Origin of the sequence: Hymenobacter sp. H14-R3, assembly GCF_030063445.1 — a bacterium.
Taxonomy (GTDB): domain Bacteria; phylum Bacteroidota; class Bacteroidia; order Cytophagales; family Hymenobacteraceae; genus Hymenobacter.
Genome location: NZ_JASITD010000017.1, coordinates 45,754 through 59,705 on the forward strand (window position 1 = coordinate 45,754; position 13,952 = coordinate 59,705).

The 13,952-nt window shown below is 62.9% G+C and carries 7 protein-coding genes and 2 pseudogenes; 2 read left to right on the forward strand and 7 right to left on the reverse strand.

Annotation, left to right across the window (positions count from 1 at the left end):
- Positions 1 to 10: 10 nt before the first annotated feature.
- The 5 genes and pseudogenes from QMK33_RS15665 to QMK33_RS15685 form a co-directional block, all read right to left on the reverse strand.
- A complete protein-coding gene (locus QMK33_RS15665) occupies positions 11 to 292 on the reverse strand; it encodes a hypothetical protein (RefSeq protein ID WP_283565554.1) in 282 nt (93 codons plus the stop codon).
- A gap of 261 nt (positions 293 to 553) precedes the next feature.
- Positions 554 to 5,056, reverse strand: coding sequence for a glutamate synthase large subunit (gene gltB / locus QMK33_RS15670; RefSeq protein WP_283565555.1), 4,503 nt, complete (start codon positions 5,054 to 5,056; stop codon positions 554 to 556).
- A 349-nt stretch (positions 5,057 to 5,405) separates the two neighbouring features.
- A pseudogene (gene ureG, locus QMK33_RS15675) lies at positions 5,406 to 5,936 on the reverse strand (urease accessory protein UreG).
- Between the two features lie 291 nt (positions 5,937 to 6,227).
- Entirely contained in the window at positions 6,228 to 7,043 is an 816-nt protein-coding gene (locus QMK33_RS15680; RefSeq protein WP_283565556.1) for a hypothetical protein, read from the reverse strand.
- A gap of 30 nt (positions 7,044 to 7,073) precedes the next feature.
- On the reverse strand, positions 7,074 to 7,727 hold the full coding sequence (locus QMK33_RS15685) for an urease accessory protein UreF (protein ID WP_283565557.1): 654 nt from the start codon (positions 7,725 to 7,727) through the stop codon (positions 7,074 to 7,076).
- A gap of 312 nt (positions 7,728 to 8,039) precedes the next feature.
- On the opposite strand from QMK33_RS15685, the gene QMK33_RS15690 reads away from it, so the two are divergent.
- Positions 8,040 to 12,242: a PAS domain-containing protein gene (locus QMK33_RS15690; protein ID WP_283565558.1), complete on the forward strand. Its 4,203-nt coding sequence runs from the start codon at positions 8,040 to 8,042 to the stop codon at positions 12,240 to 12,242.
- 38 nt (positions 12,243 to 12,280) lie between these two features.
- Positions 12,281 to 12,700 carry a response regulator gene (locus QMK33_RS15695; RefSeq protein ID WP_283565559.1) on the forward strand — a complete coding sequence of 140 codons (420 nt, stop codon included), beginning with the start codon at positions 12,281 to 12,283 and terminating at the stop codon, positions 12,698 to 12,700.
- 268 nt (positions 12,701 to 12,968) lie between these two features.
- Here QMK33_RS15695 and QMK33_RS15700 read toward each other — a convergent pair.
- Positions 12,969 to 13,205, reverse strand: a pseudogene (locus QMK33_RS15700) (urease subunit gamma); the annotation flags it as partial.
- Positions 13,206 to 13,639: 434 nt separating this feature from the next.
- A complete protein-coding gene (locus QMK33_RS15705; protein ID WP_283565560.1) occupies positions 13,640 to 13,840 on the reverse strand; it encodes a hypothetical protein in 201 nt (66 codons plus the stop codon).
- Between the last annotated feature and the right edge of the window lie 112 nt (positions 13,841 to 13,952).

Sequence of the window (13,952 nt, forward strand, 5' to 3'; positions counted from 1 at the left end):
TGAAGCATCTCTACCGCACTGGCGCAGGGTATTTAGAGAAGACTTCAGCACAATTGTAAACTTTGCCATTTGAGTCCTTTAATTCTGGCTGACAGCGAATATCTATAACATCCATTCTGTCACTCAAACGCTCTACAAAGATTTTATATGAATTCACAGCTTCTACAGGAATGTTTTCATGCTGAAGCATATCAAAAAACTGCATGCGAAAATCAAAAAGCGATGCTTCAAATGCTGTGTTTTGAGCTGGCTGCAACCTCGTATTTAATACATCCAGTTCTAGTCGAATCATGTTATTTTGTAGAGACAATCTATGTAAAACAGTACTAGTGTATTCTTGTCCAATATGCCCTAGGGTACTGAAATATGAATGAGCTGCGTTGTGGCTAATCGCCCTGAGCTTCTTAAGTTTCATTACAGTTGAGCATTGCAGTTTTAAAGATATAGAGAACAAATAACGAACCTGATAAGATGCTTCGGCAAGCTCAGCATGACAATATATCGTGCCGCCGTGGCTCCCCCTCCCCCGCAGGGGAGGGGGCCGGGGGTGGGGCTACCGCGCCACCGCCCGCTCCAGCACCCGCTTATACTCCAGCGGGAACACCTTCACAAAGCGCCCGGCTTCCTCCTCCCAGTTGCCCAGCAGGAAATTAGCCAAGTGACTGCCCGTCAGCGCCACGTGCTGCCGGAGCAGCGCCTGAATCTCGGCTTCGTCCGTTTCAGCGAGGCCTTCGAGGGCTACCATGTCGGGGTTGCAGTTGACTGGGAACTGGCCAGCGGGGTCGTAGACCCAGGCTAGGCCGCCGCTCATGCCGGCCGCGAAATTGCGGCCCGTGCGGCCCAGCACCAGCACCCGGCCGCCGGTCATGTACTCGCAGCCGTGGTCGCCTACCCCCTCCACTACGGCCGTCGCGCCCGAGTTGCGCACCGCGAAGCGCTCGCCCGCCTTGCCGCGCACGTAGAGCTCGCCCGAGGTAGCGCCGTAGAGCGCCACGTTGCCGATGAGGATGTTGTTTTCGGGGATAAACGTGCTGGCGGCGGGCGGGAAAATGGCCAGCCGCGCCCCGCTCAGGCCCTTGCCCACGTAGTCGTTGGCTTCGCCTTCGAGCTTGAAGGTGAGGCCGCTAGCCGAAAACGCGCCGAAGCTCTGGCCAGCCGAGCCGGTGAACTTGTAGCGGATGGTATCGGCGGGTAGGCCGGCGGCGTGGTAGCGCTTGGCAATCTCGTTGCTGAGCAGCGTGCCGATGGTGCGGTCGGTGTTCTTCACGTCGAACTCGCCGGTTACCACTTCCTGACGCTCCAGTGCGGGTTGGGCGTGAGCCAGTAGCTGCCAGTCAAGCACTTCGGCGATGCCGTGGTCCTGGCTTTCGCTGTTGTAGAGGGTGCCGCCCGAGCTATTGGGGGCGGGGTGCAGCACCGCGTCGAGGTCGATGAGCTTGGCTTTCCAGTGGCCGGCTTCGGGGTTCACTTTCAGGAATTCGCTGCGGCCCACCATCTCGTTGAGGGTGCGGAAGCCCAGCTCGGCCATGATTTCGCGTAGCTCTTCGGCCAGGAAGCGGAACAGGTTGACGATGTGCTCGGGCTTGCCACTAAACAACTTACGCAGCTCGGGGTCTTGGGTGGCTACGCCCACCGGGCAGGTATTGAGGTGGCACTTGCGCATCATGATGCAGCCGCCCGCGATGAGCGCCGCCGTGGCCACGCCAAATTCTTCGGCCCCCAGCAGGGCGGCCACGGCCAGGTCGCGGCCGGTTTTCAGCTGGCCATCGGCTTGCAGCACCACGCGGCTGCGGAGCTGGTTGCGCAGCAGCGTCTGGTGGGCTTCGGCCAGGCCCAGCTCCCAGGGCAGGCCGGCGTGGCGGATGCTGCTGAGCGGCGACGCGCCCGTGCCGCCGTCGTAGCCCGAGATGAGAATCACGTCGGCGTGCGCCTTGGCTACGCCCGCCGCGATGGTGCCCACCCCCGCTTTGCTCACCAGCTTCACGTTGATGCGGGCGGCGCGGTTGGCGTTTTTGAGGTCGAAAATCAGCTGCGCCAGGTCCTCAATGGAGTAGATGTCGTGGTGCGGCGGGGGCGAAATGAGGCCCACGCCGGGCGTGGCGTGGCGCACCTTGGCAATCCAGTCATCTACCTTGTGGCCAGGTAGTTGGCCCCCTTCGCCGGGCTTGGCGCCCTGGGCCATTTTTATTTGCAGCTCGTCGGCATTGGTGAGGTAGTGGGCCGTTACACCGAAGCGGGCCGAGGCGATTTGCTTGATGGCCGAGCGCATCGAATCGCCGTTTTCCATCACTTCGTAGCGCAGCGGGTCTTCGCCGCCCTCGCCGGTGTTGCTCTTGCCGCCGATGCGGTTCATTGCGATGGCCAGCGTGCTGTGCGCCTCGTGCGAAATCGAGCCAAACGACATGGCGCCGGTGGCAAAGCGCTTCATCAGGGCCTCGGCCGGCTCCACTTCTTCGAGCGCGATGGGGGGCCGGTGCTTGGCAAAGCCCAGCAGCCCGCGAATGGTAAAGAGCTGGTTCGGGTGCTCGTTGAGCAGCTGGGCGTACTTCTTGTAGGTCTGGTAGTTACCGGTGCGGGTGGCGTGTTGCAGCAGGTGCACCGTTTCGGGGTTGAACATGTGCGCCTCGCCCTTGCGCCGCCACTGATACACGCCGCCCGCGTCGAGCAGTTCGGGGCCCACGGTGCTCTCCTGCTTGTAGCCGTGCTGGTGCTTGAAGAGCGTTTCCTTGGCAATCTCATCGAGCCCCAGCCCCTGAATACGCGTCACCGCGCCGGTGAAATACTGGTCCACCACACTTTGGTTAAGTCCCAGTATTTCAAATACCTGTGCGCCGTGGTAGCTCTGCAAGGTCGAAATCCCCATCTTCGAGAAAATCTTCAGCAAGCCATCGCACACTGCCTTGATGTAGTTGTAAGCCAGCTTTTCGGCGGGCAGGTCTGTGCCCAACAGCCCGGCCGCGCGGCGCGTCTGGATGGTCGCCAGCGCCAGATATGGGTTAATCGCCGTGGCCCCGAACGACAGCAGGCAGGCGAAATGATGCACCTCCCACACGTCGCCGGCCTCCACCACCAGGCCCACCGAGCCGCGCATACCGCGCTTGATGAGGTGGTGATGCACCGCCGAAACTGCCAGCAGCGACGGGATGGGCGCGTGCTCCGAGTCCATGGCACGGTCCGATAATATCAGCACCTCAAAACCGTCATTCACCGCGTCTTCCGCGTAGCGGCACAGGCGCTCCAGGCCCCGCTGCAAAGCGCCCGGCTTGCCGTCGGCCTTGAAATAGGTCTGCAAGGTTTTGGCCTGAAACGAGCCGGTGTCGATGCTGCGCAGCTTCTCCAACTCGCGGTTGCTGAGGATGGGCTGCTTAGCGGCCACGCAGTGGCAGTGGCGCGGGTTTTCGTCCAGGATGTTGCCGTTGTTGCCGATGAAGGTGGCCAGGCTCATCACCAGCCGCTCCCGAATGGGGTCGATGGGCGGGTTGGTGACCTGCGCAAAAAACTGCTTGAAGTAGCTGCTCAGGTGCTGCGGTTGGTCGGAAAGCACGGCCAGCGGCACGTCCACGCCCATCGAGCCGATGGGTTCCTTGGCCTCCAGGGCCATTGGGGCGATGATGGTTTCGAGGTCTTCGCGGGTATAGCCGAAGGCCTGTTGGTACTTCAGCACGGCCTCCGCGCCGAGGTCGGTGAAGGTGAGGCGCGGCTCGGGCAGGTCGGCCATTTGAATCTGGTAGTTATCGAGCCAGGTGCCATAGGGCTGTTGCCCAGCGGCTTGCGCCTTTATTTCGCGGTCGGTGAGGATGCGGCCGGCGGCCATATCCACCACAAACATTTTGCCCGGCTGCAAGCGGCCCTTCTTGATAATAATCTCCGGGGCAAGCGGCAGCGTGCCGGCCTCGGAGGCCACGAGCACGCGGCCGTCGTTGGTGATGGCGTAGCGCAGCGGGCGCAACCCGTTGCGGTCGAGCATGGCGCCCACCAGGTTGCCATCGGTGAAATTGAGCGCCGCCGGGCCGTCCCAGGGGGCCATAAAGGTGGCGTGAAACTCGTAGAACGCCTTTTTGAGCGGGTCCATCTGCTCGTTGCCGTCCCAGGCCTCAGGCACCAGCATCATCATCACGTGGGGCAGCGAGCGGCCGCAGTGCGTGAGCAATTCCACGATGTTATCCAGGCAAGCCGAGTCCGATTGCCCCGCGTCGATAACGGGCAGCAGCATCTCCATTTCCTCGGCCGAAAAGTAGGGCGAGGTGTAGGTGGGCAGGCCGGCAAAAAACCAGTTTAGGTTGCCGCGCAGCGTGTTAATCTCCCCATTATGAGCCAGGTAGCGAAACGGCTGGGCCAGTTTCCACGAGGGCATGGTGTTGGTGGAGAAGCGCGAATGCACCAGCCCAAAGGCCGAGGTCACGCGCTCGTCGCTGAGGTCGGGAAAGTACATGCCGACCTGAAACGTGGTCAGCTGCCCCTTGTACACGATGGTGCGGCACGAGAGCGAGGCGAAGTAAAACGCATCGAGTGCGGCCGGTAGCTGCTCATTCAACGTCTTGATAATCAGGCGGCGCAGTACGTAGAGCTTGCGGTCGAAATCAGCCTCCGTAGCCAGCCCAGTGGGCCGGGCCAGAAACAGCTGCTCCATTACTGGCTCGGCCGAGAGGGCCGTGACGCCGATGCCCTCGGTGCGCACCGGCACCGGCCGGTAGCCCAGCACCGCAATGCCCAGCCGCTGCGCTGCCTCGCTGATAATCAGCTTGCTGGCCTCGCGCAGCTTCTCATTTTTCGGAAAAAACACCATGCCCACGCCGTAGCCACCCGGCTCGGGCAGCCGAATGCCGTGCTTCACGCACTCCTCCAGCAAAAACCAGTGCGGCAGCTGAATGAGCACGCCCGCACCGTCGCCCGAGTCGGAATCGCAGCCGCACGCGCCGCGGTGCTCCATGTTGGCGAGCATGGTGAGGGCGTCGGCCACAATCTGGTGGCTCTTGCGCCCGTCGATGTACGTGATGAAGCCCGTGCCGCACGCATCGTGCTCAAACTCGGGCCGGTAAAGGGTAGGCGCGTTCATAATCAAGTAGTAATGAGCAATAAGCAAGGAGCAATGGGGCGGATGTAGCGTGGACGCTGCGAGTCCGCGCGTGCTATCGGCCGGCTGCCTACCCACGCGCGGACTCGCAGAGCCCACGCTACGAGCAAGCGGACCGGGCACGGCTTCGCGGCGCTGGCCCCAAGCTGCTTTCGAGAAAGCAGCGAGGCTAGTGCCGAAAATCGGCATCCGTGATGGGTGGGGGAGGGGGGAGAGGGCAGAAGAGAAGCGCAAGCTAACAAAGTCAGCCGTTGCCGGGGCAGTTTGGCGCAGTGGGTGCGCAAACCGAAGAGTAAGATACGCCGCCGCTGGCAAACAGCAGCCTACGTAGCTAGCGTCGGTCTTCGCACACGGCGGCCAGGGCGCGGGCCCGGGCCGAGTGAATGTGCGCAATGATGGTGGCTAAGTTATGGCCGTCGGAGGCACGGGCAAACGCGAAGGGCCCGTCGCCGCGCATTTTTTTTGAGTCGCGGTCCATTACTCCCAGGTCGGCCTTCACCAGCGGGGCTAGGTCTATCTTGTTGATAACCAGTAAATCGGACTGCGTAATGCCGGGCCCGCCCTTGCGCGGAATTTTGTCGCCGCCCGATACATCAATGACGTAAATGGAGTAATCGACCAGCTCGCGGCTGAAGTGGGCGGCCAGGTTGTCGCCGCCGCTCTCCACGAATAGGTAATCGTTTTGATTAGCAAAGCGTTGCATCAGCCCTTCGAGCGCGTCCGTGTTCAGCTAAATGTCTTCGCGGCTGGCAGCGTGGGGGCAGCCGCCGGTTTCGACGCCCACGATGCGGTCGGCGGTGAGGGCGCTCTCGCAAATTAAAAACTCGGCATCCTCGCGGGTAATAATATCGTTGGTAACCACGCCGAGGCGGTAGCCGGCGCGTAGGTTTTCGCACAACGTCTTGAGCAGCGCCGTTTTAACCAGTGCCCACCGGCCCGCCGATGCCCACGGTAAAGGCGCGCTTGCGAAAGTTGCGGGAGGGCCGCCGCCGCCGCGTTTCGCGGGCCGCAAAGTCGCCGGGCGACGCCAGGGCCTAGTGGCTGTGGCCGTGCAGGAGGAGGGCGATTTTGTCGACGAAAGCCATCTAGGGAGTAGTTAGATTATTAGAGAAGCGTTGGTGCAACAAGCTGCTTGGTAAGATAAAAACTTGTATTACAAGGCTTTAGGCAGAGCTAATAGCTTGTCTTTCAGTTCCTGCGTTAAGGCGGGAGCTAGCTCGGCGAATTCCCAGAGCCGCATGGGGGCAACCTGGGTGTGCTCGACGGGACACCAGGCAATTGCCGCGTAGGTCAGCAGAGCTTGTTGCGCGTTTTCTATTTCATTCAGGCTAGTGTAGAGCCGCGCCGCACTGAGGTGGTGGTCTTCAAGGCGGATACTGCTGGCATACGCCCGGTAGTAACGTAGCGCCTCTGCCGTAGCGGCGGCCTGGAACAAGAAATGTAGCAGGTATTCGGCACCGGCCGTGCTGTCGAACGTAAGCTTTGGGCGGTACTGGTGCAGTTGCGCCGCAAATGATTCCAATGGCTGGCCAGTTGCCAAGAGGGGCAGTGGTTCGGGTTCGATGGGCAGGTTTTGCTTGCCGGCGAGCCTTTTTAGGTGTTGCGCGACCTGGTAGCGATAAAAGCTCAGGCTATGGGCCGGGAGTTCCAGCTTTTCTTTTTCGGCCAGGAAGCCCGTGAGGAAATCCCGAGCTCGTTCTACGTTGTTACTCAGGATTGCCGCGCTCGAATACGCAAACAGGTGCTCAGTCAATACATTGCCCGCATACCACTGCGTATCAAATGCAATTGCCTGCTCATCCCAAATCATTGCGTCTGCAAAATGACCTTTGAAGTAGCTGATTTCCGCTTTAGCCGAAGCTTTTTGCGGCTCGAAGCCATCAATACTATCTAGCTGTGCTAAGCCACTCTCCAACTGTCCATTGCGGATTGCTTTGAAAGCTACCTGTAATTTTTTGGGAATCTTCACAACGCTCATCCGCCAATTTTGAATAATGCGCTAACACTGAACTAGCCACGAATAAATAGCCTCGTGCAGCAGCTGGGCCACATCGAGCAGCACGGTGCAGCGCGCGGCCTCGGTGTGGGGCCGAATATCCGCTGCGCTCAGCAAATTCTCAAACACGCCGTAAAAATTGTGTTGCAGCCGGTGCTCGGCCATCGGCCCGGTGAAGCCCAGGCGGATGGCCGCGCTCAGCCGGTTGCGCAGGGCCAGGTGCAGGTAAGTAGCCTGAATAGCAGCTGGTTTGAAGCCGACCCGACCCAGGGTCAGGCCGAACAGCGGGGCGAAATGCGCGGGCAGTTGCTGCCGCGTTAGTTCTGCGCCCAGGTCAGCCAGCCCGGCTACTGGGTAAAACGAGTCGAGCAGCTTGAGCCAGCTCTTGCTCTGCGTGAGACTGGCGCGGTGTAGCGCGGGCGCGAGCAGCTGGGCATCGTACTCGGCGAGTATGATTGCTAACTCATTGCAGGGTAATAAGGTAGCCGAAGTACTAAACGGCAGCTCAGAGCTAGCTGCTTGCTGAAGAAAGGAGTAGAGATAGGACCGAAACTCGGTTTCGGTGCGGAGCAGGCCGAAGGTGAGGCTGCTTTCCAGGCCGTAGGAGTAGGCGAAGGAGCCGGTGGGCAGGCTACGCACCAGCGGTAGAGTGTTCATGCCCAGTGCTGCTGGTGCCAGGAACTGTTGAGCTACAACGAACCTGGTAGCTGGGCACCCAACTGGGCGTAAGCGCAACATTAACCTGCGGGCCTATATTTGGCCGCCAGCCGCTAGCGGCAGGTGCCGGTTGGCTTGGCCTGCCGGAGGAACACCGGGCGGAGGGTTAGCATGCCGAGTAAAAATGTAAACAACTTACTATTAGATAATTATACCACGTAAATTTGCCTGAGTACTGGGTACGCCCTGCGCCGTAGAGGAGGCAGTGCTGCCTGCTTTGTGCTTATCCAACGCTGGCTCTTGGGCTGCGCCATGACTTCTCCCATCCTTCCTACGCCGGCCGAACTGGCCCTGCCCGCCGCGCTGGTGGACGCCCTGCATGATGGCGTGGTGCAGCTGCGGCCCGTGTATGCCGCGGCCAGTGATACCACTATAACCGACTTTGCTTTTGTGCGGCTCAACCCGGCCGCCCGGCGCCTGCTGGGGCTGCCCGGGCAGCCAGCCGGCACGCTACTGGCCCCCGCGCCCGGGGCGCCGGCACTGCTGGCCCTTTGCCAGGCGGCCTGGGCAGCCCCCAGCGCGCCGCCCAGCCCCGAAGCCTACCAGGATGCAAGCGGCGGCCACTGGCGCGCAACCGCCCAGCGCCAGGAAGCGCACCTGGTGCTGCTGTTTACGCAAGTGCCCACCCCGGCGGCCCCGCGCTACGAAATGTATGAGCACGCGCCGGCCGCCATATGCGTGCTGCGCGGGCCGCAGCACGCGTACGAATACTGCAATGTGGCTTACCAGGAGTTGTTTCCGGGCCGCCCGCTGCTGGGCCGCGGCATGGCCGAAGCGCTGCCCGAGCTGGTGGCACAGGGCTTTTTGGAACCGCTGAACCGGGTGTATGCCACCGGGGCCACATACGCCAGCACGGAGGTGCCGCTGGTAGTAGCCACGCCGCCCGGCTCGCCGCCGACGCGCTACGTCAACTTCACCTACCAGCCCTATCGCGAGCAGGGCCAGGTAATAGGCATCACCGTTTTTGCCTTCGACGTGACGGAGCAGGTGCTGGCCCACCGCGCCCACGAGGCGCAATGGGGCGAGTGGCAGCGCCTGTTTGGGCAGGCCCCGGTAGCCATTGCCGTGTTGCAGGGCCCGCACCACGTGGTGCAAATGGCCAATGCGGCGGCCTGCGCCCACTGGGGCCTTCGGCCCGCGCAGGTGCTGGGCCGGCCCTTGCGCGAGGCGCTGCCCCCCGCACTGCACCAGGAGCTGGAGCCTGTGCTAACCGGGGTGCTGGCCAGCGGTAAGCCGCACGTGGCCCGCGAGCTGCCCACGCCGCAGCATCCGCCCGGCCACCAGAGGCAGGCGTTCTGGGACCGTACTTGCCAGCCTTATTACGACCTTGCTGGCCGCCCGGCGGGCATAACGCTGGTAGCCACCGACGTGAGCCAGCAGGTAGCCGCCCGCCGCCAGGTGCAGGAGCTGAATGAGGAGCTGCACGCCTTTAACGAGGAGCTGAGCACCAGCTACCATAAGCTAACCACTGCCCAGCATGAGCTGCACCTGCTCAACCAGGAGCTGGCGGCCGGCGTGGCCGAGGCGCAGTGGGCCCGGGCTGAGGCCGAGCGCCAGCGCCAGCGCCTGGAACGGTTGTTCCGGCAGTCGCCGGTGGCCATCTGTATTCTCGATGGGCCCGAACTGGTGCACGAGCTGGTGAATCCCGTGTACCAGCAATTCTTTCCGGGCAAGCCCCTGCTGGGGCTGTCGCTGGCCGCCGCGCACCCCGGCGTAGACGAGCAGGCCGTGATGGGCCTGCTGCGCAACGTGTACGACACGGGCGGCACCTACGAGGGCCGCGAAGTGCACATGCAAATGCCCCGCGCCCCCAGCCGGCAGCTGGAAGACTGCTACTTCGACTGCCTCTACCAGGCGCGCCGCAACGAGCACGGGGCCGTAGACGGCGTGCTCATCTTTGCCACTGAGGTGACGGCGCAGGTGCTGGCCCGCCAGCAGGTGCAGCAGCTCAACCACGAGCTCGAAACCCGCGTGCAGGAGCGCACCCGCGAGGCCCAGGCCGCCCGCGCCGAGGCCGAAGCCCAGCGCCGGCAGCTCCAGGCCATCATCCAGCAGGCCCCTGTGCCCATTGGCTACGTAGAGGGCCCCGAGCTGCGCCTGATAGCCTTTAATGCCACGGCGGGCGAGGTGTGGGGCTGCCTCCCGCATGAGCTGCTGGGCCGCCCCCTGCTGGAGGCCCTGCCCCAGCTGCAAGGCAAAGGGTTTGACCAGCTGCTGCACCGGGTAGTGCGCACGCGCACGCCCCTGCGGGGCCAGGAAACGGAGCTGCTGGTGCACCGCGCCGGCAAGCTGGAAACCGGCTACTTCAACTTTGTGTACCAGCCCGTGCTCGACGAGCAGAACCAGGTAACGGGGGTGCTAACCATTGCCAGCGACGTAACGGAGCAGGTATTGGCCCGCCGCCAGGTGCAGCGGCTCAACCAGGAGCTGGAGTGCCGCGTGGCCGCCGGCGTAGCCGCGGCCCAGCGGGCCCAGGCCACCGCCGAGCGCCAGCGCCAGCGCCTGGAGCGCTTTTTTGAGCAAGCCCCGGCGGCCGTGTGCGTGTTCGATGGGCCCAACCTGGTGTTTGAGCTCGTGAACCCTGGCTTGCAGCGGCTGTTTCATACCCGCCCGCTGCTGGGGCTGCCGCTGCTGGTGGCCCTGCCCGAGCTGGCTGGCCAGCCCGTGTGGCAGCAGCTGCAACGGGTGTATGCCACCGGCGAAACGCACGAGGAAACCCGCGCGCGCGTACCGCTGGTGCAGCAGCCCGGCGGCCCGGCAGTCGAGTTTTACTTTCAGTACGTGCAGCAGGCGCGCTACGACGAGCACGGCCGCATCGACGGGGTGCTGCTGTTTGCCCTCGATATTACGGCCCAGGTGCGGGTGCAGCAGCACGCTGAAGCCTTGCAGGTCGAAGTGCTGGCCGCCGTGCAGCGCCGGGCCCAGGAGCGCGAAACCTACTACCAGGTATTTGCCCAAACGCCAGCCGTGGTGGCCCTCATGTATGGGCCCGAGTTTCGGTGCGACTACGTGAATGAAGCGTGTGTGCAGCTGTTTCCCGGCCGCGAGCTGCGGGGCCGCCGCATAGCCGATGCCCTTCCCGAAACGGTGCCGCAGGGCTTTTTTACGCTGGTAGCGGAGGTATACGCAACGGGCGAAGCCTTTTCGGGCACCGAACTGCCGCTGACTATCACGCAGCCTACCGGCCCGCCGCTGCTGCGGTACTTCAACTTTACGTACCAGGCCTACCGCGAAAACGGGGTGATTATGGGCGTCTCCGTTTTTGGCTATGACGTGAGTGAGCAGGTGCGCGCGCGCCAGGAGCACGATGCTGGCCTGGCGCGCATGCAAACTGTGTTTGAGCAGGCCCCCGTGGCCCTGGCCCTGCTGGCGGGCCCCACCTACGTGGTGGAGGTGGCCAACCCGGCCATTTGCGCAATGTGGGGGCGCTCACTGACCCAGGTGCTGGGCCAGCCCCTGTTTAGCGTGCTGCCGGAGGTGATAGACCAGGGCTACTCACACCTCCTTGATGAGGTGCGGCGCACGGGCGTGCCGTTTGTGTCCGAGGGCGAGCCCGCGCAGCTGCTACGGCATGGCGCGCTCGAAACAATATATTTTAACTTTGTATACCAGCCGCTTGCCGATGAGCTAGGGCAGGTGACCGCGGTGGTAATAGTGGCCACCGACGTGAGCCAGCGCCAGCTGGCCCGCCAGCAGCTGGCCCAGGCCAACGCCGAGCTGCGCACCACCAACGCCCACCTCACGCGCACCAACGCCGACCTGGATAACTTCATCTACACCGCCTCGCACGACCTCAAGGCGCCCATCACCAACATCGAAAGCCTGCTGCTGCTGCTGCGTAAGCAGCTGCCCGCCGCGGCCCAGCAAGCCGGCCTGGTGCCGCGCGTGCTGGAGATGATGCAGAGCTCCATCGAGCGCTTCCAGCTCACCATTGCCCAGCTCACCGACCTTTCGCGCCTGCAACAAGCCTACGCCGAGCCCGCCGAGCCCCTCAGCCTGGCCGCCGTGGTGGAGGCCGTGCGCCTCGACCTGGCCCCCGAGTTTGAGGCCACTGCCGCCCAGCTCACGGTGGACGTCACGGCCTGCGCCACCGTCTCGTTTGCCCCCCAGCACCTGCGCTCAGTGGTCTACAACCTGCTCAGCAATGCCGTGAAGTACCACCAGCCCGGCCGCCCGCCCCAGGTGCGGCTGCGCTGCCACAGCGCCAACGGCACCACGCTGCTGGAGGTGCAGGACAATGGCTTGGGCCTGAGCGAGCAGCAGCAGGGCAAGCTTTTTGGCCTGTTTCAGCGCCTGCACGCGCACGTGCCTGGCTCGGGCGTGGGCCTCTACATGGTTAAGCGCATTGTCGAAAACGCGGGCGGCACCGTCACGGTGCAGAGCCAGCTGGGCGTGGGCTCCACATTTATTGTGGCGCTGCCGCACGAACCGCCAGCCCTGCTAGAAGAATTATAGTAATTAGATAGTCTATTGTTTACTACTGCATAAGTTTCATGCAAAAGCTTTCCTGCATCCTGCTGGTCGACGACGACCCCACCACCAATTTCCTGCACGAGCAGCTGCTCCTAAGCCTGGGCGTGACCGACCACTGCCTGGTGGCCGAAAACGGGGAGGAGGCCCTGGCGCTGCTGGCCGAAGCCGACGAGGCCCTGGTACCAGCCCTGGTGCTGCTCGATGTGCACATGCCCGTGATGGGCGGGGTAGAGTTTCTGGAGGCCTACGTGCAGCCCGCCACGCCGCCGCCCGTTATCGTGGTGCTCACCACCTCCGTGCACCCCCGCGACCAGTCGCGCCTGGCCGAGCTGTCCGTGGCCAACTGCGTCACCAAGCCCCTCACCCGCGAAAAAGTTAACGCCTTGTTGCAGCAGCACTTCCAATGGCAGCTGCCCCCCGAGGTAGTGGGGGAGGCTTGAGTATAAAACATAAATTATTGATAATAAGGTGTTTATGTAGTAAGTAAAGACTGATTAGCCAAGCTAGCTTACTTCTGCGCTTACTGGTAGGTGACTAGGAGCCCAAGCCTTCGTAGGGGTAGCAGCTGGGGCGCGATGCATCTGTCAGAAGCTATGCCTACCCCTGCCTCACCGGAGGTTATTGCGTGTGTTTTGCCTTGCCCAACAAGTTTTGTGGCAGTACCAATCCGAAAATTCCTCTTACTACCGGCTGCACTTTCGTAGCTACCTACGGGGTGGTAAAGCCGTTGCCGCTGCGGCCGAAAAGCAAGTGGCTGGTGGGGCAGGTGCCCTCCACCCGCACTTCGGCCAGCAGGCTGGCCACGCCCTCCAGCACGTCGGCGAGGCCCAGCAGCTGCTTGCCCTTGTCCAGGAGCGCGGCCACCGATTCGCCGTTGCGGATAAACTCCAGCAGCTGGGTGGCGAGCAGGGCGGCGGCCTCGGGGTAGTTGAGGCGCAGGCCGCGGGCGTACCGCTTCTAAGCCACTATGCCGGCTTGGTGCAGTACCAGCTTGCCGAGGTCTTTGGGGGGGGGTGAACGCGGAGGGCTCACACATGCGCCCACACCAACCGTAGCTTATACTCAGCCCTGCCGACAGCACCACCGCGCCGGCCCGCCGCCGCCCGGCTCGCATGCGCAGCGTGAAGGGAATGCGCATCAGGCCCACCGCTGCCAGCATGCCCAGCACCGAGCCCAGGCCAAATAAGAGAATGTAGGCCACCGCCCCCGCCGGCCGCGGAATGGCGCTAAGCACCGCCAGCACCCCGCTACCGGCCAGCCCATGCACCAGGCCCCCACGGTGTAGGCAAAGCCCGCTTGCCGCGGCGGCTTCTGGAACGACTGACACGAATTACTGTCCAGCAGGCGGCTGATGCCCAGGTTGATGAGCATCACGCCCACTACCACCTCGAAGTAGCCCGAGTGCAGCCAGGTAGCCCGGCTGAAGATGATACCGACCCAAGCAGCACCAACATGGTGGTGTGCCGCAGGCACCGGCCCAGCCCCTGCGGGCGGCCCTGGCGCAGCCGGTCGTGGTGCGTGATGAGGGTGCTCACCGCCAGCAGGTGGTCGGGCTCGAAGGGCGTGGCCCATACCCACAACGAGGGCGAACAAGCAGGGTAAAAAATTCTGTATAAGATATTTAATCAGGACTTACGCAAAACAAACCCGTCTGTCATGCGCATCTGGCGTCCGCTTGCGAAGCATCCTATC